General features: G+C 45.5%; 22 protein-coding genes. 12 read left to right on the forward strand and 10 right to left on the reverse strand.

Annotated features, from left to right (window positions below; all coding sequences use genetic code 11):
* Nucleotides 1–103: 103 nt before the first annotated feature.
* On the forward strand, nt 104–970 hold the full coding sequence (gene motA / locus DOM22_RS03005; RefSeq protein WP_142698960.1) for a flagellar motor stator protein MotA: 867 nt from the start codon (nt 104–106) through the stop codon (nt 968–970).
* A gap of 53 nt (nt 971–1,023) precedes the next feature.
* The gene (locus DOM22_RS03010) at nt 1,024–1,983 is read left to right on the forward strand and encodes a flagellar motor protein MotB (RefSeq protein ID WP_142698961.1); all 960 of its coding nucleotides are present in this window, start codon (nt 1,024–1,026) and stop codon (nt 1,981–1,983) included.
* On the opposite strand, the gene DOM22_RS03015 is transcribed toward DOM22_RS03010, so the two are convergent.
* Entirely contained in the window at nt 1,955–2,635 is a 681-nt protein-coding gene (locus DOM22_RS03015; RefSeq protein WP_142698962.1) for a TorF family putative porin, read from the reverse strand. The genes DOM22_RS03010 and DOM22_RS03015 overlap by 29 nt on opposite strands.
* Nucleotides 2,636–2,732: 97 nt before the next feature.
* On the opposite strand from DOM22_RS03015, the gene DOM22_RS03020 reads away from it, so the two are divergent.
* Nucleotides 2,733–3,560: an exonuclease domain-containing protein gene (locus DOM22_RS03020; protein ID WP_142698963.1), complete on the forward strand. Its 828-nt coding sequence runs from the start codon at nt 2,733–2,735 to the stop codon at nt 3,558–3,560.
* A gap of 78 nt (nt 3,561–3,638) precedes the next feature.
* Entirely contained in the window at nt 3,639–6,014 is a 2,376-nt protein-coding gene (lon, locus tag DOM22_RS03025) for an endopeptidase La (protein ID WP_142698964.1), read from the forward strand.
* A 133-nt stretch (nt 6,015–6,147) separates the two neighbouring features.
* Here lon and DOM22_RS03030 read toward each other — a convergent pair whose 3' ends face one another.
* Nucleotides 6,148–7,104, reverse strand: coding sequence for a signal peptidase II (locus tag DOM22_RS03030; protein WP_142698965.1), 957 nt, complete (start codon nt 7,102–7,104; stop codon nt 6,148–6,150).
* Nucleotides 7,105–7,253: 149 nt separating this feature from the next.
* Between DOM22_RS03030 and dacB the strand changes: the two genes are divergently transcribed.
* Both dacB and DOM22_RS03040 read left to right on the forward strand, forming a co-directional pair.
* Nucleotides 7,254–8,681, forward strand: coding sequence for a D-alanyl-D-alanine carboxypeptidase/D-alanyl-D-alanine-endopeptidase (gene dacB, locus DOM22_RS03035; protein ID WP_142698966.1), 1,428 nt, complete (start codon nt 7,254–7,256; stop codon nt 8,679–8,681).
* Entirely contained in the window at nt 8,678–9,889 is a 1,212-nt protein-coding gene (locus DOM22_RS03040; RefSeq protein ID WP_142698967.1) for a lytic transglycosylase domain-containing protein, read from the forward strand. The genes dacB and DOM22_RS03040 overlap by 4 nt, the downstream gene beginning before the upstream one ends.
* A 58-nt stretch (nt 9,890–9,947) precedes the next feature.
* On the opposite strand, the gene DOM22_RS03045 is transcribed toward DOM22_RS03040, so the two are convergent.
* Entirely contained in the window at nt 9,948–10,592 is a 645-nt protein-coding gene (locus tag DOM22_RS03045) for a TetR/AcrR family transcriptional regulator (RefSeq protein ID WP_142698968.1), read from the reverse strand.
* Between the two features lie 416 nt (nt 10,593–11,008).
* The gene (locus DOM22_RS03050; protein WP_142698969.1) at nt 11,009–11,479 is read right to left on the reverse strand and encodes a hypothetical protein; all 471 of its coding nucleotides are present in this window, start codon (nt 11,477–11,479) and stop codon (nt 11,009–11,011) included.
* A gap of 260 nt (nt 11,480–11,739) precedes the next feature.
* On the opposite strand from DOM22_RS03050, the gene DOM22_RS03055 reads away from it, so the two are divergent.
* Nucleotides 11,740–12,366, forward strand: coding sequence for a tyrosine-protein phosphatase (locus DOM22_RS03055; protein ID WP_142698970.1), 627 nt, complete (start codon nt 11,740–11,742; stop codon nt 12,364–12,366).
* A 21-nt stretch (nt 12,367–12,387) separates the two neighbouring features.
* Here DOM22_RS03055 and murB read toward each other — a convergent pair whose 3' ends face one another.
* The 4 genes from murB to DOM22_RS03075 form a co-directional block, all read right to left on the reverse strand.
* Complete coding sequence (gene murB, locus DOM22_RS03060) at nt 12,388–13,401, reverse strand: UDP-N-acetylmuramate dehydrogenase (protein ID WP_142698971.1); 1,014 nt, start codon at nt 13,399–13,401, stop codon at nt 12,388–12,390.
* A gap of 14 nt (nt 13,402–13,415) precedes the next feature.
* Nucleotides 13,416–13,718 (reverse strand): PilZ domain-containing protein, encoded by a 303-nt coding sequence (locus DOM22_RS03065; protein ID WP_142698972.1) that lies wholly within the window; start codon nt 13,716–13,718, stop codon nt 13,416–13,418.
* A 122-nt stretch (nt 13,719–13,840) separates the two neighbouring features.
* The gene (locus tag DOM22_RS03070; protein ID WP_142698973.1) at nt 13,841–14,356 is read right to left on the reverse strand and encodes a dihydrofolate reductase; all 516 of its coding nucleotides are present in this window, start codon (nt 14,354–14,356) and stop codon (nt 13,841–13,843) included.
* Complete coding sequence (locus DOM22_RS03075; RefSeq protein WP_142698974.1) at nt 14,353–15,147, reverse strand: thymidylate synthase; 795 nt, start codon at nt 15,145–15,147, stop codon at nt 14,353–14,355. The genes DOM22_RS03070 and DOM22_RS03075 overlap by 4 nt, the downstream gene beginning before the upstream one ends.
* A gap of 398 nt (nt 15,148–15,545) precedes the next feature.
* On the opposite strand from DOM22_RS03075, the gene DOM22_RS03080 reads away from it, so the two are divergent.
* From DOM22_RS03080 to DOM22_RS03100, 5 genes are all read left to right on the forward strand, one after another.
* A complete protein-coding gene (locus tag DOM22_RS03080; RefSeq protein WP_142698975.1) occupies nt 15,546–16,259 on the forward strand; it encodes a hypothetical protein in 714 nt (237 codons plus the stop codon).
* A 382-nt stretch (nt 16,260–16,641) separates the two neighbouring features.
* Entirely contained in the window at nt 16,642–17,193 is a 552-nt protein-coding gene (locus tag DOM22_RS03085) for a TMEM165/GDT1 family protein (RefSeq protein ID WP_142698976.1), read from the forward strand.
* A gap of 247 nt (nt 17,194–17,440) precedes the next feature.
* Nucleotides 17,441–17,776, forward strand: a complete 336-nt coding sequence (locus tag DOM22_RS03090) for an RNA-binding protein (RefSeq protein ID WP_142698977.1) — start codon at nt 17,441–17,443, stop codon at nt 17,774–17,776.
* 69 nt (nt 17,777–17,845) lie between these two features.
* Nucleotides 17,846–18,067: a translation initiation factor IF-1 gene (gene infA / locus DOM22_RS03095; RefSeq protein WP_142698978.1), complete on the forward strand. Its 222-nt coding sequence runs from the start codon at nt 17,846–17,848 to the stop codon at nt 18,065–18,067.
* A 375-nt stretch (nt 18,068–18,442) separates the two neighbouring features.
* A complete protein-coding gene (locus DOM22_RS03100) occupies nt 18,443–19,252 on the forward strand; it encodes an outer membrane beta-barrel protein (RefSeq protein WP_142698979.1) in 810 nt (269 codons plus the stop codon).
* 122 nt (nt 19,253–19,374) lie between these two features.
* Here DOM22_RS03100 and hpt read toward each other — a convergent pair whose 3' ends face one another.
* Nucleotides 19,375–19,905 carry a hypoxanthine phosphoribosyltransferase gene (gene hpt / locus DOM22_RS03105; RefSeq protein ID WP_142698980.1) on the reverse strand — a complete coding sequence of 177 codons (531 nt, stop codon included), beginning with the start codon at nt 19,903–19,905 and terminating at the stop codon, nt 19,375–19,377.
* Nucleotides 19,906–19,914: 9 nt separating this feature from the next.
* The gene (locus tag DOM22_RS03110; protein WP_142698981.1) at nt 19,915–20,706 is read right to left on the reverse strand and encodes a uracil phosphoribosyltransferase; all 792 of its coding nucleotides are present in this window, start codon (nt 20,704–20,706) and stop codon (nt 19,915–19,917) included.
* Nucleotides 20,707–20,747 lie beyond the last annotated feature (41 nt).

The raw sequence follows: 20,747 nt of genomic DNA on the forward strand, positions 1-20,747 counted from the left end.
ATATTTGTCTTAGTCCCTCTCCCGACTATGGGCAAGATTATTTGCCGATGACTCAATTCTAACATGTATCAAACCGATAGAGAAACTGAAGAGGTCATATTCTATGGGTTTTGTAGGTATATTGATAGTTTTCGCGACAGTTTTCGGGGGCTATATTGCCGGTCACGGTAAGATGGGCGTCATCATCGAAGCTGCGGGTCTTGAGATGGTTATCATCGGGGGAGCTGCCTTCGGTGCATACGTTATTGCCAACCCAATGAAAATCGTAAAGATGGGGATTAAACTTTCCATCAAAGCGATGACTTCCAAGGGTCCACAAAAGTCAGACTATGTTGAACTTTTGCAAATGCTTTTTCAACTTTTCCAAGTCTTCAGAAAAGAAGGTCCTCAAGGTATCGAGAAACATATCGAGGAACCGGAAAAGTCTGACATCTTTAAAGCGTACCCAAGCTTTATGCACAACCATCATGCCGTAGATTTTCTTTGCGACACGATGAAGGTGACATTGTCATCTGAACTTTCTCCTTATGACGTTGATGATCTTTTGGATGCGGATATCAAAGGTATCCATGCCGAAGAACATCTAGCACAACATGCCGTCGCCGCCGTCGCCGGTGGTTTCCCGGGACTAGGGATCGTTGCCGCCGTACTTGGTATCGTTAAGACCATGGGTGTCTTGACGGCAGGTACAGAGGTAATCGGTGAGTACGTTGCCCATGCCCTCGTGGGAACGATGTTAGGGGTTTTCTGTGCTTACGGTTTGATCGAGCCGACTGCAACTAAAATGGCAGCGGATATCGAAGCGGAAGGTCGTTACTTGGGTTGTATAAAAGCGGCACTGGTAGCTTTGCAACGTGGTGCTCCTCCGATCGTGTGTGTAGAGTACGCTCGTCGTTCGATCATGCCGGAAGAAAGACCGACATTTAACGAAGTCGACAAAGCTACAAAAGAAATCAAGAAAGCTGCGTAATGTGAACAGAGCGGGAGCCAGGATTACGGCTCCCTCTGGATTAAGGAAGAACAATGGCAGAGAAGAAACAGACAATCGTCATCAAAAAGATCATCGTCCAAGGCGGCGGTGGACACGGGGGCTCCTGGAAGGTTGCCCTTGCTGACTTTATGACGGCCTTGATGGCCTTCTTCCTGGTTATGTGGATCGTGGGTCAATCTGATCAGACTAAAAAAGCGGTTTCAGATTATTTCTCCACGCCTTCAGTTATTGAATATAATTTCCAAAACTTCGGGGTTGAGCTGACTCTTGAAAAACTTTTCCTGGATCTTTTGAACGAACCGTTAAAGGCGTTCCAAAGTTTCATGGAGCCAATGGATAAAACTCCAAATCTGTTGGATATGGGTTCTGCAAAAGTAGTGGCTGCGTATATGGCTGACCAGATGAATGATGTCGCTAAAAACGTAGTGGTCACTCCCGAGGGTTTTGATTTCGATATCCCTGACTATATGTTGTTTGAACGCGGATCTTCCCAACCGAATGCTAATTTTGTCCAGGTGATGGATAAAATCAAAGGTGTGACGGCGGGGTTGAAAGATGCCGAGATCAAATTAACTTCGGGTTTGTTCGTTCAATCTGTACCAGATGGTGCTTTGATGACGGCGAATCGTGTGGCTTCTCAACGTCTGGATATCGTTCGTAATAAAATTGCGGCCTCCCTGGAAAGCAGCACTGTGAACGTCAACGGTGCCATCAGCGTGAAAGAGAAACGCGGTGAAGTGGATCCTAAAAAGCTGGTGGGTTTTATCAAAGTTAAGATCGCCCAAAAAGAGCTGACTTCAGACGGTCGTAAGCAACGTAAGTTGGAATCGATGTTTGGTTCTAAGAACGTAGATATGTCGGTGTATGATAATTTCGTGCAGCAGGTGTCCACACGTCGTAAAGAAGAAGCTCATCAGAAAAAGCCTCTTCGCGAACAAGTGAACGATGAATTAAACGAAGCAGCTAAAAGCCCGTCTTCGCTGACAGAATAAAGTAAATTTCTCCGGTGCCATCCAGGTCACCGGCTGCAGAGGTGCCGGTCACGGCACCTTCAAAGAATATCGCTCTCCACTGAAATCCCAAAGCCGTTCTAAGATCAAAATAGCTGCTGATGGAATCCACGTCAGGAGTGTTATATCCCGCTTCGTTATCCCATTTCCAGTCTGTGAAAACAGTGGTGACTTTGCCGAACCCAATTCGCATCGAACGTTTCTTTGTGCCTTCCCAGTTACTTAAGTTGTCTAAAGTTACACGGTAAGTTCCAAAGTTTAAATGAAGTCCCAGGATGTTCCCGTTGCGAGCACCTTCTTTATAGTACGTGCTATAGGAATACATAATCACGGCATTCGACTCCTGGCTGAAATCGATTTTGATATCGGCATTGGCGCGAAGGTTGAAGTGATCATCACTGTTTTTAAAGTTCGTGTTTGAACCCCAAAGTCCCATTCGGAACTGAGGTCCAAAGTTAAACCAGAAGGAACCTTGCAAGGCGGGCGAGCCGTCTGATTGGTTCAACCCGTATTCAACGTATTGAGACAGCAGTGACACGTCACCGGTCATTTTAAAGGTTGGAGTGTTTTCCGCAGCCAAAGCCGCCGAATTCAGACCCATGAGTATAATGATAAAACTGATGTATCTTCGCATAGATAGTGGGTTTCATTGTGAACGAAGAAAGTACAAAATAAAAGAAAAGCCGTCGTGGAGCTAGACCAAAAGCCTAGGAACGGGGTATGAAAGCCCTATGAATTTAGAACTTCCTTTAGATGAGTACACGTATATCGCTTTCGACACTGAAACTAGCGGGGCTTACCCAGTAGGCTATGACATCGTCGAGTTCGGAGCGGTTAAGTACTTTAAAGGTCAGGAAGTGGATCGCCTACAGTTTCTTTTGAAACCCCGCGAATTGATGAGCGACTATATCATTGGCATTCACGGTATCACTAATATGATGGTGGCGGATGCACCACTGATGGGTGATAAAATTCATCAAATCCACGAGTTCTTTAAGGGCTCTGTGGTCATGGCTCACCATGCTCCTTTTGATTTGGGATTTCTTTCTATTGATTTTGAAAAAGCAGGTTTGTCTTTGCCGACAGAACCCGCTCTTTGCACCAGCCTTCTTTCGCGTAAATGGATTCATGGTGTTGAAAATCACAAACTGCAAACATTGATCAAGCATTTGAACATTGATGGTGGTCAGGCACATCGTGCCTACGATGATGCGAAAGCTTGTCTGTACGTGGGCTTGGAATGTTTCAAAAAAATGGGTGATGGTGCCACTCTTGAACAAGCTATCAAAAGTCAGGGTAAGAAGTTATGGTGGAAAGATTATGCTATGCACACCGTAAATGACACCAACCTAAAGACGATGATCGAATCCATTCACACCAAAAAAGATTTGGACCTCGTATATGATGGAGGCTCAGCTAAGGGTGAAACGCGCCGTGTGAGCCCGATTGGAATCGTTCGTAATCCAGATGGCGACTATCTTATGGCCCTTTGTCAGAGAGAAAATACCAATAAACGATATTATCTGTCTCGCATCAAAGATGTGGGGATTGTTTATTAACCCTCACCTTGACGCATTCTAAATCGGATACATGATTAACTTATGACCCTGCACTCACAGCAGGGGAAAGGTGAGACCATGTCATTCGTATCTGGCTACCTTCCAGTTATTCCGCTAAGAAATGCCGTTCTGTTTCCCGGTGTCAGCATGCCTTTGCGGGTTGGAAGAGACCGCAGTATTCAAGCTTTGCAAAAAGCCCTAACCAATCAAAAGTGGATCGTTTTACTGACGCAGAAAAATCCTGACGGCACTGTGGAAAAGCCAGAGGATATGCATACTGTCGGTACTCTTTGTAAAATTGAATCCCATAAAAAAGAAGATGATGGAAGCTTTACGATATTCGTCAATGCTCATCAGCGCATTCGCGCGCGTGAAATGAGATTTGAAAACGGAATCTATGAGACTTTGACGGAAGGAATTGAAGATATTCTGGTTGCTGATCAGAAGACCGAGGAAGCCTTGCTTGAAAGCCTCAAACAGATCGCTTACGACACCGTTGATTTGCTGGGCAAACACATGCGCCGGGTAAAAGAATGGATCGCAGAGATCGAGGAGTTGTCCCTCCTTACCAATGTTTGTGCGGCTCATGCAGATTTCACCCTTGCTGAAAAGCAGGGGATTCTGGAAACCTCAGATGTACGCGAACGTGCGTTGAAGATTCTGGACCTGATGAAGGAACAAAAAGAACGTCTGAAAATTCAGATCGATATCCGTCAAAAATTAAGTGAGAACATCAATCAAAGCCAGAAAGAAAGCATTTTGCGCGAGCAAATGCGGGTCATTCGCGAACAGTTGGGTGACGAAGACAATAACGATGTTGCGGATAACTTCCGTAAAAAAATTCTTGCGGCGGGAATGCCCGACGAGGCCTTGGCGTTAGCGAATTCCCAGTTGAAGCGCTTGGAAAATATGAACTCAGCATCGCCTGAGTATCAAATCATCCGTACGCATCTGGATTTGATGACCGATTTACCGTGGAGTAAATCTTCGGCGGATCAAGAAATTGATCTGGAGAAAGCCGAAACGATTCTGAACGAGGATCACTTCGGCATGGATAAAATTAAAAAAAGAATCCTGCAGCATTTGGCGGTGATGAAGCTGCGTAAATCGCATCAGGGTTCGATTCTGTTATTCGTAGGCCCTCCGGGAGTAGGTAAAACTTCACTCGGTAAGAGTATTGCGCGCGCACTGAATAAAAAATATGTGCGTGTCGCCTTGGGTGGTGTTCGTGATGATGCGGAAATCCGCGGTCACCGTCGCACTTATATTGGCGCAATGCCGGGTCGAATTATTTCTGGAATTAAGAAAGCCGGTGAAAACGATCCTGTATTTGTACTGGATGAGATCGATAAATTATCGCGCAGCTTTAATGGCGACCCTGCTAGTGCCCTGTTGGAAACTTTGGACCCTGAGCAGAATAATACTTTCCAAGATCACTACCTGGATACGGCATACGATCTTTCAAAGGTGCTATTTATTGCCACAGCGAATGCCCTCGATACAATTCCGGGTCCTCTTTTGGATCGTATGGAAGTGATTGAACTCACGGGCTATACAATTGATGAGAAGAAAAATATCGCGAAACGCCACTTGTGGCCGAAGCAGTTAAAAGAGCATGGTATCGATGAATCCCAATTGGAGATCACTGAAGGTGCCTTGACGAAAATGATCACCGATTACACTCGTGAAGCGGGTGTGCGTGAGCTGCAACGTAAAATCGCGACAATTTGTAAATTTATGAGCTTGAAGATCTTGAAATCTGAAGGTGCAAAATTGATTGTTGATATCAATGATCTGGATGACATCTTTGGTGCGGAAAGATTCTCAGCGGATCTTACGGAAACGGCTTTGCCTCCAGGTGTGGTGACGGGACTTGCATGGACTCCAGTGGGCGGGGATATCCTGTTCATAGAAACGGAAGAAATGCCGGGCACGGGACAGTTGTTGCTGACCGGGCAACTGGGTGAAGTGATGCAGGAATCCGCGAAGATCGCGATGAGTTTATTGAAGGCGCGTTTGCCTTTGATGGACCCAACGGTGGATTTCACTAAAAAAGAAGTTCACGTCCACGTTCCTGCGGGCGCCATCCCGAAAGATGGTCCTTCTGCCGGAGTAACAATGTTGACGTCGATCGCTTCGAAAATGTTGAAGAAACCGGTGAATCCAAAACTGGCGATGACAGGTGAAATCTCCCTTCGCGGAAGTGTTTTACCAGTCGGCGGAATCAAAGAAAAAATCATTGCTGCTCATCGCGCAGGAGTGACTGAAGTGATCTTGTGTAAGAAAAATGAAAAAGACTTACGCGAGGTTCCTCAAGAGATCAAATCAACGATGCAATTCCACTTCGTCGATAACGTAAATGATCTATTGAAGATCGCTTTGGAAATTGACTTCCCGGCTTACAAAATGAGTGCGAACAACACAACGCCCTTATTCCCCAGAGCCCTAAACTAAAAGGTACGGCCTTACCTTCCCAGGTAAGGCCGTACCTTTTTTGCACTTACTTCATAAACGAAAAAAGCCACAGATTTTGTCTGTGGCTTTTTTTGGTGTGGATAATGTGTGTCCGTACCTTGTCGTCGCGATTTTATTGTCTTGGCTTGTCGTCGGGATTTATGCCGTCGTTGAATTCTACGACATTAACGGTGCGCTCGGCTTTGATGACGTTTAAGCGCTTGGTGATTTCTTCGGCCAGGGCTTCAAGTTCTTTGAACTCGTCGCCTTTACGAACTTTCAAAAGCGGGATGTTTTCGCCTCTCATAATGCCGTACAGATATCTTTCAAAGGCATAGATCGGCCCTGCAATACGGTGAGAGAGCACTTTACCGACTGCGAAAGTGATAGCACAGAACGCCACGCAGATGATGATGAACGTAATCACGTAAGGGACCAGGAATTTATTTAAAAGGAACTGGTTATTACCCACAAGCTCCTGAATCGTCACTCGCAGATAGGTATAAGAGAACACCAGGCTGATCAGCGTAAGACTTAAACCCACGGCCATCATCAGGATGCAATATTTCAACTGGAACGAAAGATTCACCCAGAACTTCTTGCGCGAATTGTTTTCCGGCCACAACAATTCACCTTCACGAATGATCGCAAACACAATCAGCGCGTAACCGACCCATTGCAAGGCATCTGCGATATTGAATGCCGGACTGGAAAGAGTAGGTGTACCTACAACGATAAAGTCGACAACATAACCCCACACGATACGATCCGCGACGTTCCCTAAAATCCCACCGATCAGAATCGAAAGACCACAACGCAAAGTCAGGGACTTAATTGGTAACATGTACTGGATAAGAGCATAGGTACACAAAAGAAATGCGCCACCCGTTGAAAGAGAAACGATACGCAAAACTGAAGGCAAATCTGAAAACAGGCCTAGCATTGCGCCGTGATTGTGGTGCAATACAAAATGTAGTGGGCCATGGGATTTCACGGACGTGATATCCGTCGCCCACAATTTAGTTACGCGGTCGACCAACCAGGTCACAACAAGTGGAAGTATAACAATGAGCCATTCGCGCTTTTTCATTCACCACAGTCTAACAAGACAGACTGAATTTGTTGCGAACTGATTTATCGATCGCTACTATCGTCTAGGCTGAAGCTTGATCGTGAATTTTTCCGGCGTTGGCAAAATTCACGCTTAAGCTTCTTGAAATAGTTCACGGAGGAATTAGGATGCGACATTTGATTTTTGCTGCGGCTGTTTTGTTTAATTTTTCGGCACATGCTGCTTTGGATGCGAAAAGTGCTGCGGAAGAGATGCAAAGTTTGGCCAAGAAGCACAAGGTCCAGCTGTCAGATGTGGGTATATATGCCTCTGTTGGTGAAGGTGAGAACTTGAAGGTTCTGCTCGACAACAATGGCACCAAAATGATGATTCCGGCCTCGATCACGAAAGTCGCGACAGCTTCTGCGGTTTTGGCAAATTTTCCTCCGGGCCACAAATTTAAAACTCAGATTTGGACCACAGGTGATATTGATAAAAAAGGCATTCTTAAAGGGAATGTCTATTTGAAAGGCGGCGGAGACCCCTCTTTCGTTTCTGAAAACATGTGGTTTTTGGTGAATGCGTTCTTGCGTAACGATATTAAAAGGGTTGAGGGAGACATCATCGTCGATGACTCGCTTTTTGATAAAATGCGCTACGATAACAGCCGCCAAAAAGAACGTGTTGATCGCGCCTATGATGCTCCAGTTGGAGCGATGTCTTTCAACTGGAACTCGGTGAATATTTTCGTTCGTCCTGGGGATAAAGCTGGTGACGATGCTCGCGTTTATGCCGATCCAGAAAACGAATACATCCGCTTGGTTTCAAAAGCCAAAACCACAGGCGGTTCTGATAACAAATTGCTCGCAGATCGCAAGGAAGATCCTAAATTCGATGGCGATCTTTTGCATGTGGGCGGCAGTATCGGTAAGAACAACAAAGAGATCACGGTGTTTAAGAACATCACCCAGCCAGACCTTTGGTCAGGTTATAATTTGAAGTCCTTCTTGGCTCAAAGAAACGTCAACGTGACGGGGGCAGTGAAATCCGGCGTCACTCCGGCAACGGCGACACTTGCTGCAGAATCCGAAAGCAAAGCGATCGAAGGCATCGTCGCAGATATGAATAAATTTTCGAATAACTATGTGGCCGAGATGCTGACGAAAAACATGGGCACACTAAAAAAAGAAAAAGGTGTGACGTTAGCTGACGGCATGGTGGCGATTCAAGAACACATGCAAGCTTTGCAAATCCCTAAAGATCAATACCACTTAGAGAGTCCGTCGGGGCTGACGCGTGAAAATAAAATGTCTTCATTTGCGATGTGGAAAGTACTTCAGCATTTGCGCAACGACTTCCGCGTGCAACCTGAATTTCTTCAAAGTCTTCCCATTGCGGGAATAGATGGAACCCTCAAAAAAAGAATGAAGGGAACAAATGCGGAGCGCTGGGTACGTGCTAAAACGGGATACATAAATAATGTGGTTTCTCTAGCGGGTTACGCTGGTCTAGAGGATGGCACAGTTATTACGTTCTCCTTTATATACAATGGCGCAACGGATGAGGCGATGGTTCGACAATATTTTGATAATCTTCTGAAAAGTTTGATAAAATGATTAAGAAGAGAACACCAGAGGGGATCATTCTCGTGAAGAACTTTGTCGTTTTATTATTAGCCACCGCTTTAATAGCACCTGCTGCTTATGCGCAGGATGTGGGCGACATCATTCCAAACATGGTTCCCCAAGTTTTGCCAGAAAGTCGCACTTGGCGACCTCCAGTTTATAAGAATCAGGATAATGCCCTCGGTTATAGTTCCAAAGCTTTCGCTACTCCTAAAGGAATGGAAAAACAGGTGCAGTTCTGGGTCGACGTTTATTCTAAATATACGTCCGAGCAGGGGATTCTGCATGATTCCGATAATGTCGAAAAAATCTATCAGATCGTTGATTTGAAGGGTTTGAAAACAGATCGCGAAAGACAAAAGAAAATCGATATTGTTAAAAAAGAAATCAGCGAGAAATTGAACCTCAATAAAGAGCAACGCAGTAATCTGCGCTTTCAATTGGGTCAAAAGGATCGCATGCAAACGGCGATTTTTTATTCGGGTCGTTATATTGAAGACATGGAAAAGATTTTCCGCGAAAACAAGCTGCCAGTGGAATTGGTTCGCCTGGTCTTTGTTGAAAGCTCTTTCAACATCAATGCAAGATCCAAAGTTGGTGCCAGTGGAATGTGGCAAATTATGCCATACACAGCTCGCCCTTATCGCATGATTTCTTCGTCTGTGGATAAAAGAAATCATCCGATGGAAGCCACTAAATTTGCGGCACGACTTTTACGCTCAAATTACAACATGCTAGAGTCTTGGCCGCTGGCAGTGACTGGTTACAATCACGGTCCGACGGGTGTGGCTAAGATGACAAAGAAGTATAAGTCCCGAGATTTATCATATTTGGTGGATAATGTTTCTTCCCGTCAAAGCTTCGGTTTCGCCTCTCGAAATTTCTATGCCTGCTTCTTGGCGGCTTTGGAAGTTGAAAGAAATGCGAACACCTATTTCGGTGGAGTACTGTGGTCGAAACAATTGGATTCCCAAGATCTGAAACTTCCCAAAGCGATCAAATATAAAGATCTGGTGAAGTGGTTCGATGGCGATCACCAAAAGGCCCAAGTGTTCAATCCACATTTAACTTATCAAGTAATTAAGAAGGGGATGGCGATTCCGACGAAAACTATCGTCGCTCTTCCAAAAGATAAATATAACATTGCTTTGATCTCGCTCGCCCACAAGGGTCGTACGATCGCTTCCGACAAAAACTAGTTTGTGTAATGAAGATTAAAATAAAAAACCCGGTATCTCTACCGGGTTTTTTATTTTCTTAGCCTTGGTTTTCGACGGAAAGATCCAGGTATTTCATGAACAACTTGGTCATTTCACTCAGGATAGACGGGTCGTTGATGTAGTTTGGATTATCGATCGCCATGGTGTTTGCCAAACCGATGAAGGCATTCACGATGATGTAGGAGATTTTCTCCATGTCTTTTCCCGGAACTTGCGGAAGATTGTATTTGATAGTTTCTTGGAAGAATCGGATCGATTCAGAAATATAGGCAGCATCTGCTACGTAATATTGAATCGTTGTTAGTTTCGCGCGCAATTCGTATTGGCGGCGGTATGTTTCAAATGCCAATTCCAACATGGCACGAACTCTTTGTTCAGGTGGCAGAGGGAAGATAGAGCGCATTTTTTCGCTCAAGATTCTTTTATCTTCTTCCATCAAGTTTTTAACTACTGCTTGAACGACGGACTCTTTGTTGCCAAAGAATTGGTACAAGGAACCGATACTGACGCCGGCTTCTTTCGCAATTTTGTCAGTTGTAATTGAGTAGAATCCTTCGGAAACCAACAAGCGAGAACATGCGTCCAGAATAGTTGATACTGTCTGACGGGAACGTTCTTGAGTGGGCGCCTTCACTATGATCTTAGTTTTCTTCGCTTTTTCTTTTTCCATAGACTGAATCATTCGAATGATTCTCCCTTTCCTTGTGGACGAGAGTCCTCTGAGGACAGAATAGGTCGAGCTGGACGCGGGAGGCAAGTCTGGTTTTTTACAAACCTGTAATGAATGGGTAATGTTCGGGACTTTGGTCTAGTTACCGGGAACCCGCTAAGCCGGGAGGGGTAGACTTTTGCAAACGCGACACGGCGTCGTGCCTCGCCATCGCCGGCTTCGCCGGTTCGCCCGTCCCGGGCCGATGGAGGTCGCTTTTTGCAAAAGTCTACCCCTCCCGGCTTAGCTGGTAGCCTGTGTCTTTACCTAGTTTCGAACATTTCTCTTATTCGGAGTAGACCAGTTCTGGCTGGAGCCTCCCTTCCGGGGGCTCGCCGCTTTTTGGGGGAGCGTAGCTCCCTTTGGGGAGAGCCCTGCTTTGCTGCTTTCTATTGTAATTCGTTTTCGCAGTATTGTTGGGCTCGGTCGGAGTTGGCTGGGTAGCTCATGGATTTGCCTAGGGCTAGGCATTGTTTTTTGCTGATGGTTTTGTTGAATTCGCGGATGCAGTGCCATTTGGTTTCGTCGCCGCTGTCGGCGTATTCCATGTTTTTGGCTATTTGGGCGCACTCTTTTAGACTTACTTTTTGTAGGTCATAAAGGCAGACCATGCGGGCGTCTTCGGAGTTGTTGGAGTATTCCATGGATTTGGCTAGCGATAGGCATTGGCTTACCGACAACTGGTTTTTCTTTTTCTTGAGGCATTTTAGACGGTAGTCGTCTCTTTGATCCATGGCTAAGCCCGAACCCTTTGAGGGTTCGCACGATGTGGCTGCGCTTACGGCGGCGCCGGCATCAATGGCGTAGATAGACATGACTGTTAGGACTGAGAAAACTATTTTCAACCAACGTGAATCCATGGCGAGGTCCTTTTGCAAATTAAAAGCCTCGTTAAACTAGCTTATATTTCAGATGAGCTGCAAATCCTTGTCTAAGAATGTGACAAGCAACATTCAGCGCCGCTTTCGGGGCCGAAGGCGCCTGCCGGTTTTTTGCGACGACGTGAGTTGCAAAAAACCGGCAGGCGCCTTTTTGGGGGGGATTAAAGGTAGGTCACTTTTTCTAAAGTGGGGGAAAAGTCTGGTTAATGCAGCGCAGGTGTTGGTAAGCCCAACGCCTTATGAAAAATGTATTTATCTTCTTGTTCTCTTTGATGGTTTTCGCGCCGGCTTTTGCCTCTGATATTCTGGGTCCTAACTTCCATGAGGTTGATAAAGGAAACCTTTATCGTTCGGCTCAGTTGGATCCTTTGGAATTCAAACACTACATTAAAAAGTACAAGATCCAATCCATCATCAATTTGCGTGGCGCGGAGCCTCTTTCTTTGTGGTGGCAGCAAGAGCTGGCTGTCAGCAGAGAGTTCGGGGTCATTCACTATGATATCCCGATGACGGCAGAGGAGATTCCTCACCGTAAGAATCTTTTGAAGCTTTTGGATTTGTTGAACATGGCTCCTCGTCCAATTTTGATTCATTGCCAAGGGGGCGCGGATCGTTCGGGTGAGGCGAGTGCGCTTTATCAGATGATTTATCAAGGTAAGAGCAAGGAAGAAGCTTTGAAGCAGCTTACTTTTAAATACCACCACGTTGAGAAATTCAAACCAGCGAAACGCTATTTTATTGAAAAAGTATGGCAGGGCGAGGAGTGGGCGTTTGCTAACTACGATCCATGTAACGCCAAGTACAAGTACTACAATAAAAAGAACGTATATTGCCGCGATTATTCTGCTGACGATTTAGAGTGGTAATTTTTTAACAGGGAACCTGAACTACCAACGAATAGGTTCAGGTTCCAGTTCGACTCCGAAGCGGGCTTTTACGTCCGCGCAGACTTGGGTCGCTGTGGTCCAAACGTCATCGGCATTTGCACCACCGTGATTGACCAATACCAGCGCCTGCTTTTCAAACATACCTACCGGGCCAATTTGTTTGCCCTTCCAGCCAGCTTGATCAATCAACCAACCCGCTGCTAATTTCACTTTGCCATCGGCATAAGGAAAGCTCACCAGAGTTGGATATTTCTGAATCAACTGATCGCGAACGGCTACAGGAACGATAGGATTTTTAAAAAAGCTTCCAGCGTTGCCGATCACTTCGGGATCAGGGAGTTTGCTGGATCTGATTTCACAAACGACCTTAGAGACGTTGCGTGGATTTGCTTCCAAACCCTGACGTTCCAATTCTTTGCGAACGTCACCGTATTCCAAATTTAATTTATTCTGCTTAGGCAGGCGGAACGTTACTTCCCAAATTAAATACTTCCCGGCGCCTTCTTGTTTAAAGAAACTGTCGCGGTAAGAAAAACGGCATTCTGAATTACTGAAATATTTAAGCTCGCCCGTAGCCAGTTCCACACACGTTACTTCGAAAATGGAGTCTTTTACTTCCACTCCGTAAGCACCGATGTTTTGAATCGGAGAGGCGCCTACCGTGCCCGGAATCAATGATAGATTTTCCAAACCCCAAAAACCCATGTCCAAGGTCCATCGAACAAAGTCATTCCAGATTTCTCCGGCTTGAGCTTTGACGAACCAGGCACTTTCATCTTCGTGAACTAATTCACGGCCCTTGTTGGCTAAGCGAATTGTTAGACCGCCGACTTTGGCTGGCAGAACTAAATTCGAACCGCCACCCAGGATGCGCCAGGTGATTTTTTTTAAAGGTTCGTCTTTAAGGAGTGCGTGGACATCGATAATGGAATGCAACTCTGTATAGAGCTCCGCCGTGGATTTTAAACCCAGGGTGTTTAACGTACTGAGATCATGTTGTGCGTGAAGTTGCATTGACGGAAACTATATTAAAAAACGCCAGCCTTGGCCATCATTCTTTCCAGGATGTCGTCTTTGTGAATGAAACATATGCCAAGTCCCAAACCTTTGCTCCAAACGACTTCTGCCGCGACATTATAAACGCGTTTTAATGATTCTAACTCAACAGTAAGGTTTAGCAGGTCGCCTTTCTGCGGAACATAATCACCGGTTTTAACTTCGAGATAAGCTCCCGTAGCCGACAGGTTTCGCATCTGCGCACCGGATTTACCGATGTGACCGTAAACCTCAAGCTTGGCTTGTTCTTTCGTTTGAAAGCGTTTGGAGCTCATTCATCCACCTCGAAAAGACTGGGACCTGCGAAGCAGGAGTGCCTACTACTATTCTCGGATGCTTTGAAGATTTCTCTAAGGGAAAAAGCTTGCAATCTCATTATGAGATTACAAACTGGTCCCTACTTTTTCAGGTACGTAAGAAACGAAAAAGGAATAGGCAATTCCACGTCTCGACGTTCAGTGAGATTGAAAAGATTTTGGTCAATTTCTGGATAATAAGTATCTCCCGGAAACTCGCGGTGGATCAGGGTTAGATAGACTTTATCCGTAAGATTTTTAGCAAATGCTTGTTTGTAGATTTCACCACCACCGATGATGAAAACTTCATCGCCCCATTGTGCTGTCAGAGGACGCGCGTGAGCGACCGCCTCTTCAAGGCTCGATACAAAAACCACCGGGCTTTTTTCAGTGGACTGAAATGACTGTTTGGAGGGATCGCGAGTCACCACAATGTGGTAGCGATTCGGCAACGCTTTGCCATTGAAAGAATCAAAGGTCTTGCGACCCATGATCATAATGTGACCCTTCGTAGTGTCTCTGAAAAACTTCATATCCTCGGGCAGATCCCATGGGAGTCCACCTTGAGTTCCAATCACGCGATTTTCAGAGCAAGCAACGATATGGGTTAAAATCATACTGCCACCGGGGCTTTGATTGCAGGGTGCGGATCGTAACCAACGATTTCGATATCTTCGTATTTGAAATCGAAAAGATTTTTTACGTCAGGATTAAGTTTCAATTGTGGCAAAGGTCTTTCTTCGCGGGACAGTTGCAATTGAACTTGTTCCAAGTGGTTGGAATAAATATGCGCATCACCAAGGGTGTGAACAAAGTCGCCCACTTGCAAATTGCAAACTTGTGCAATCATATGCACCAGCAAAGCGTAGCTTGCGATATTGAATGGGACGCCTAAGAAAATGTCGGCACTTCGTTGGTAAAGCTGACAAGAAAGTTTTCCGTTCGCCACGTAAAATTGGAAGAACGCATGACACGGTGGCAAGGCCATTTTTTCAACATCACCAGGATTGAAAGCGATCACCAACAGGCGGCGAGAGTCAGGATTCTTTTTGATTTGCTCAACCACGTTCGTGATCTGATCGATTGTACGACCATCAGCAGTTTCCCAAGATCTCCATTGCTTGCCATACACCGGACCCAAGTTGCCATTTTCATCAGCCCACTCGTCCCAGATTGTTACTTTATTGTCTTTTAGATATTGAATGTTTGTTTCACCTTTTAGGAACCACAAAAGCTCGTGAAAGATCGAACGTGTATGCAGCTTTTTTGTCGTCAAAAGAGGAAAGCCTTTTTGCAAATCGAAGCGCATCTGATAACCGAATGTCGAAATCGTACCTGTACCGGTACGGTCTTCTTTCTTGGTTCCGTTCTCTAAAACGAATTTCATTAAATCATGATACTGCTTCATAGGTGCTCCGATCGATCCGGCAGGTGAAAAAGGCCCAACTGCTGCGTTGTCGGGGCATCTCCTCGCTTCAGCGTACCTAGAGTACGCCTGGCTGCGGGGATGTCCCTCCGCCTTGCATTTGGGTCTTTTTGATCTGCCTCTGCAAGGTTGTTTTCAGTTTAAAGTGCTGGGGTTTTTTGTCTAGCGGTGCACATCGCAGCAACGGATAATGTTGGCAATGACTACAGGCATAACATGAGTAAGGTGTCCTTTTGTTTCGTGGAACGAAGGCGCTGGAACAGCCGTGGAGGGGCCATTGCCTATGTTTTTTACAGGTGAGCAGTTCCCAGCACGAAGGATTTGCAGTTCAGCGAGGGCACGGGAGTTGTAAAGGATATCGCAGGTGAAGGAGAACCCCGATGTCTCGCTATCATGAACCCCTGGTATATACGATAACGATTGCCTTCGTGGCAGGCATTATCTTGATTGCGGAAAAGACCAAAGGTCCCGCGACGGGTCCCGTGGCAATTGCCGCGAAAGTCGAAGCCGTGCAATTCTCTCAATCAAAAACTTCATCTCTTTTAAAACCACACGCCGCTAAAAAAGGCGCTGTAGGTTTTGATCCTGCCTTAGTTTTATTAGATCAGGAAGTTGAAGGCCTTTACAAAGGTCGTCGCGATTGGAAACAACGCGAGCCTGTTGTTCGTGCGCAAATGGAAAATCTGTCTATGGCGGAGTTGACAACATTGGCAGCAAAAGCTGTTGATACATCTGCAAACATGAGCGAGCGCCAAATGAGTGTGTATCTTTTAAGTCTTGCGGGGCTTCGTGCTCACAATGCTTTGTTTGATATCGTCAAAACGCCATTCTCTGCTCCCAAAGCGGCCGCCGCAAAAATGAAGTTCTCTCAAGATGAAATGTCTTTGCGAGTAAGAGCTCTTCAAGCTCTGGATCAAATGGCATTCCTAAATCCGGCACAGCTTCAAAAAACGATGAAGATCGTGATGAAGTCGCCGGCAAGTCCTCAGCTTAAAAACTACGCGCAAATCAGCTTGAACGGGATCACTCACGGTCAACCCGGAAAACTGTCACACTGGCTGAATCAAACAGTCGCATCTGCTGGAGATCAATAATGAAAGTGAAAATTGCTTATACTCTTTTTGTTTTGATGTGTTTAGGAATGGGATATTTTCACGGAAAATCCTCTGCCATTGTTGACAACCAATTGAGAGACCAAGTACAACACACAGTATCTGTTAGGGAGTAGTTGGTTTGTTTTAGTTCTAAACTAAGGCAAAGGCTTAAGCCGACATACTGAGATCTGATCCTGAATTAAGGCAGACTCCGGTTTAAGCGCAAAGATCAGAACTGCTTCGGCAACGCCGAAGTGCTAAGGATCTAAGTTAACGAGACTGACACGAGTGCTACTGCATTCCGAAATTTATCGGAGCAGCAACACCGTGTGGTCTCGTTTTTTCGTTTAACGAGCCACCGGTTTTAAAACTGGAGGGCTTCATGGAAGCAATCATCAATTCATTCTTGTTAGTGGCCGCAACCGAGATGGGTGACAAAACCCAATTGCTCGCATTAGTCCTTGCAATGCGCTTTAAAAAGCCGTGGACGATCATGGCGGGGATTTTGGTGGCGACCATAGCCAACCACTTATTCGCAGCCTGGGCGGGCGAGGCGATCGCTTCTTTTGTTTCTCCTGAAATTTTGAAGTGGATCCTGGCGATTACATTTTTTGGTTTTGCGATTTGGATTTTAATTCCAGATAAGGACGACAGCGACGAAAATAAAATGCGCGCGAATCCTTTTCTCACAACTTTGATTCTCTTTTTCGTTGCAGAGGTCGGCGACAAAACGCAATTGTCCACAGTGGCTCTGGCAGCAAAGTATCAAAACATTTGGTTGGTTACGTTCGGAACAACATTGGGAATGTTGTTCTCTGACGGTTTGGCAGTTTTTTTTGGAGAGAAGTTACTCCGTAAAATCTCTATGAAGTGGGTTCATATTGTGTCGGCATTGATCTACGTCGCCTTCGGTGTCGGGATTCTTCTAAGCTAACTATGCTGGATTCTAATCTCCTTGTTTACAACGCCTAAGGGCTAGAAAATAAGGAGATTATTACAGCTCACATCGGTGGTGATCGATCTGACACAAATAAATGGCGCAATTCGGTTTATTACAGAGTCGGCGGTATCTAGTTCATTTTATATGTGGTCTACTGAACCTACTATTTCGTCGTTCTCTTAGTTCATTAGATTCCCTTTTGTCCTTTCTGAATGGCCCCTAGCTTTATAAGGAGGCAAAAATGGGAAAAAAAATATACGTAGGAAATCTAGGTTTTAATGTGGATTCCGATCAATTGGCGAGCACATTCGCTGCGTTTGGTACGGTTGAATCTGCAAACATCATCACGGATCGTGACACAGGTCGCAGCAAAGGTTTCGCATTTGTTGAAATGTCCACGGACTCTGAAGCAACTGCTGCTATCGAAAAATTGAATGGTATGGATCTTTCTGGTCGTGCCATGAATATTTCTGAAGCAAAACCTCAAGCTCCTCGCACTGGCGGTGGTGGCGGTGGTTTCCGCGGTGGCGGCAACTCTCGCGGTGGTTTCGGTTCTGGTTCTCGTCGTTCATACTAATTGTTAGTTGTTGTTACTGCAGACCTATCCCGCGGGGGTGGGTCTGCGTTTTTTTTTAAAGGGGTATCAATGGCTAAAGATGATTTGTTAATGATCGAAGGTAAGGTATCCGATCTTAAGGGTGGCGGCGTTTACTTCATCACTTTGGAAAATGGGATTGATATCAAAGCTAAGCTTTGTGGAAAAATGAAAAGATTTAATATTAAAGTCGTCGTGGGTGACCGCGTGACTGTCAGTGTATCTCCCTATGATCCAACTCATGGATTAATCACCCACAGATTCAGAGTTTAAGTGAGTCAGGTGAAGAAAAATTGCCGTAATATGAATCACGGCAAATCAAATCCTCCCGTCAGTTATTGTCCAAATTGCGGTGAAAAGTTTAAGGCAGGAGCGATTCGCTCGTGCGATCGCAGCAAACATCTTGAGCGACGCAAACAAGGCAGCCTGTTCTGCTGTGATTGCGGTAAAGATCTCAAAACTTTGTAAAATGTCCTGTCTTTGACAGTTTAAAGCAAGAAGTGGCACCGTTCTCGGGCCACGACAATAAGGCCTGTCTCATTCTGAGAATCTTAATTTCAGCTAAAAAATATCCGCAGTTGAGGGTCGGTTGTTGGTCACTCTGCTGGTACTCCCTTTGCATTATGATCTGGCATAGAGGGAGATTTTATGAACAAAGTTTCTTATTATTTCGCAGCACTAATTCTGGGTTTCACCATGTCAGCTCATGGTCAGAGTGGAGCTCGAACGAAATTCACTCCTTCTTACGCACAGGACGAAGTCCAAGCTGCAAATGAAATGTCGTCCGAAACGACAATGTCTCAACGCATGGAAGTTTTATCTCCGCGCACGATTCCAAATCCTTGGGTTACGCTTGAACCTACAGTTGGTTATATCAGTTCCACATTTAATGGTATCGAAGGTGTCGGTGGCGCTTCAGTCGATTTCGCAGAACGCATGCAAACGGGCGTTGGAGTTTTAATCGGTCGCGGTATGTGGCAATTCGAAACGGGTTTGATGTATTCAACACGTGGTGGAAAATTGACGAACCTGACAGAAACAACTTCCTATGGCACTAGGACCGCAAATTGGGATATTAAGGCTCACTATTTCGATATTCCGTTGGTGGCGCGTTTGTCTTTGATGCATTCTTCTCGATCGCATTTCTTTTTCCGCGGAGGTCTTGTTGTTGGTATTTTGGATACAGCCTGGGCAGACGGAGAGCAAACATCTATGTCAGCTTATGGTCTTTCAAGCCAATCTCTGTATCAAGACGGTAAAGATCTTTTTAACTCAACAGATGTTCGTGGTGTGTTGGGCGCGGGTTACGATTGGAAATTTTCTCGTCGTGTAGGTTTCGTGGCTCAAGCCGAAATCCAACAAAGTGTATCCAAAGTGAACACAGATAAATTTTTGTCTGGTAAAGACGTCTACAACATGGGCGCCGGCGTAAGCTTAGGTCTAACCTTCAAACTCTAAGGTACGAACACACTTTCTCCATCCCTTTCCCTGAAATAAAAAAACCACAGCTTCTTTGGCTGTGGTTTTTTTGTTTTACTCTCTTTGGATGGAGAAAGTGTGTCCGTACCTTCGGTGCGAATTTATTGGAAGTTTTGAACTTGAGCGATGTAGGGAAGATTGCGGTAGTAACCTTGGTAGTCCAAACCGTATCCAACTACGAAGTCGTTCGGGATTTTGAAACCAACGTGGTCAACGTCACATTTCACTTTCAAAGCGTCTGGCTTTTCAAGCAAAGCGATGGTCGTCAAAGATTTTGGTTTGCGAGACATGATAGAGTTTTTCAAGTAGTTCATTGTAAGACCCGTATCTACGATGTCTTCAACCAGAATCACGTGTTGATTTTCAATCGGGGAAGCCAAATCCAAAGTCACTTTCACTTCGCCAGAAGAAGAAGTGCCACCGTGATAAGAAGCCACACCAAAGAATTCGCAAGTGATGTCTGCATTGATGGATCTGATCAAGTCAGAGTAGAACATGAATGAACCCTTCAAAACGCAGATCGCGATGACCTTTTCGTTTTTGAATTGTTTCGTTAAGATTTCGCCCAGCTCTTTAACTTTGAGTTGGATTTTTTCTTCAGAGATATAAGGCTTCAAAGTTAAATTCGTCATGGGGAACTCCTAAACAAATGAATTATTCATGATCTCGCCGAAACCACCGCCGCCAGGAACGATGTATTGATGATCGTTCAGGCCGCGCTCCTGATCCCAGAATTGGCCCGGTTTTGAATCTAAAACTGCCTGAGGGGATAGGCCACGGTCAAGTCTTAAGGCATAGATTACGACCTCTGGATGAGATCCCAACAAATTCTTCAAGTACTCAGGGGTTATGATCAGGTTTAAGGCGATAAATTTTTTAGCCGGGCCTTCAATATGCTGCTTATAGTGATTAATGGCATGGATCATCGTGTTGCCCGTCGCACCCATTGGGTCTGGCAGAATCACGCAGGCATCCTTTACGTCGCCACCGATCTTCATGCCCCCAAACTCTGCTCCCGTCACCGTGTGTTTGCTGTCTGTCATACGAGCTGAAAAGATGTGGTCTTGGCGAACATTTTTAGCCGGCAGGGCGAAGTGCAGAAAGTTATAACAGATATGGCTTGGATAAGTTCCCGCGCGGGCCAGATTCACACTGACAGCCTTTTGGGGTTGAGCAATGCGATGACCATGCAACAGTTTGTCGGGATGTGCTTCCGTCATGCGTGTCGGCTGCGTGAAAGCTTCACGATCAAATTCATTGTTAACTGTGATTGAAATCAAGTGAGTGTAAAGGACTTCCACGATGCGGTTGATTTCAGGTTGAAAGCAATCAGGAGAGCAGGCTTTGGCCAACAAGCCACTTAAAAACGGGCTGTCGATCAAGTGAACGCGGGGACCGTAATTGTGTTCTAATTCTTGTTGAAATTGAGCCATGGTACCTTTCACGCGAACTCGGATGAAAGGTCTTCGGGTCG

The sequence above is a fragment of the Bdellovibrio sp. ZAP7 genome, assembly GCF_006874645.1.
GTDB lineage: Bacteria > Bdellovibrionota > Bdellovibrionia > Bdellovibrionales > Bdellovibrionaceae > Bdellovibrio.

What these genes read in the sequence shown, in the direction of transcription:
- motA (WP_142698960.1), top strand. Translation starts at nt 104, where the DNA reads ATGGGTTTTGTAGGTATATTGATAGTTTTCGCGACAGTTTTCGGGGGC.
- DOM22_RS03010 (WP_142698961.1), top strand. Translation starts at nt 1,024, where the DNA reads ATGGCAGAGAAGAAACAGACAATCGTCATCAAAAAGATCATCGTCCAA.
- DOM22_RS03015 (WP_142698962.1), bottom strand. Translation starts at nt 2,635, where the DNA reads ATGCGAAGATACATCAGTTTTATCATTATACTCATGGGTCTGAATTCG.
- DOM22_RS03020 (WP_142698963.1), top strand. Translation starts at nt 2,733, where the DNA reads ATGAATTTAGAACTTCCTTTAGATGAGTACACGTATATCGCTTTCGAC.
- lon (WP_142698964.1), top strand. Translation starts at nt 3,639, where the DNA reads ATGTCATTCGTATCTGGCTACCTTCCAGTTATTCCGCTAAGAAATGCC.
- DOM22_RS03030 (WP_142698965.1), bottom strand. Translation starts at nt 7,104, where the DNA reads ATGAAAAAGCGCGAATGGCTCATTGTTATACTTCCACTTGTTGTGACC.
- dacB (WP_142698966.1), top strand. Translation starts at nt 7,254, where the DNA reads ATGCGACATTTGATTTTTGCTGCGGCTGTTTTGTTTAATTTTTCGGCA.
- DOM22_RS03040 (WP_142698967.1), top strand. Translation starts at nt 8,678, where the DNA reads ATGATTAAGAAGAGAACACCAGAGGGGATCATTCTCGTGAAGAACTTT.
- DOM22_RS03045 (WP_142698968.1), bottom strand. Translation starts at nt 10,592, where the DNA reads ATGATTCAGTCTATGGAAAAAGAAAAAGCGAAGAAAACTAAGATCATA.
- DOM22_RS03050 (WP_142698969.1), bottom strand. Translation starts at nt 11,479, where the DNA reads ATGGATTCACGTTGGTTGAAAATAGTTTTCTCAGTCCTAACAGTCATG.
- DOM22_RS03055 (WP_142698970.1), top strand. Translation starts at nt 11,740, where the DNA reads ATGAAAAATGTATTTATCTTCTTGTTCTCTTTGATGGTTTTCGCGCCG.
- murB (WP_142698971.1), bottom strand. Translation starts at nt 13,401, where the DNA reads ATGCAACTTCACGCACAACATGATCTCAGTACGTTAAACACCCTGGGT.
- DOM22_RS03065 (WP_142698972.1), bottom strand. Translation starts at nt 13,718, where the DNA reads ATGAGCTCCAAACGCTTTCAAACGAAAGAACAAGCCAAGCTTGAGGTT.
- DOM22_RS03070 (WP_142698973.1), bottom strand. Translation starts at nt 14,356, where the DNA reads ATGATTTTAACCCATATCGTTGCTTGCTCTGAAAATCGCGTGATTGGA.
- DOM22_RS03075 (WP_142698974.1), bottom strand. Translation starts at nt 15,147, where the DNA reads ATGAAGCAGTATCATGATTTAATGAAATTCGTTTTAGAGAACGGAACC.
- DOM22_RS03080 (WP_142698975.1), top strand. Translation starts at nt 15,546, where the DNA reads ATGTCTCGCTATCATGAACCCCTGGTATATACGATAACGATTGCCTTC.
- DOM22_RS03085 (WP_142698976.1), top strand. Translation starts at nt 16,642, where the DNA reads ATGGAAGCAATCATCAATTCATTCTTGTTAGTGGCCGCAACCGAGATG.
- DOM22_RS03090 (WP_142698977.1), top strand. Translation starts at nt 17,441, where the DNA reads ATGGGAAAAAAAATATACGTAGGAAATCTAGGTTTTAATGTGGATTCC.
- infA (WP_142698978.1), top strand. Translation starts at nt 17,846, where the DNA reads ATGGCTAAAGATGATTTGTTAATGATCGAAGGTAAGGTATCCGATCTT.
- DOM22_RS03100 (WP_142698979.1), top strand. Translation starts at nt 18,443, where the DNA reads ATGAACAAAGTTTCTTATTATTTCGCAGCACTAATTCTGGGTTTCACC.
- hpt (WP_142698980.1), bottom strand. Translation starts at nt 19,905, where the DNA reads ATGACGAATTTAACTTTGAAGCCTTATATCTCTGAAGAAAAAATCCAA.
- DOM22_RS03110 (WP_142698981.1), bottom strand. Translation starts at nt 20,706, where the DNA reads ATGGCTCAATTTCAACAAGAATTAGAACACAATTACGGTCCCCGCGTT.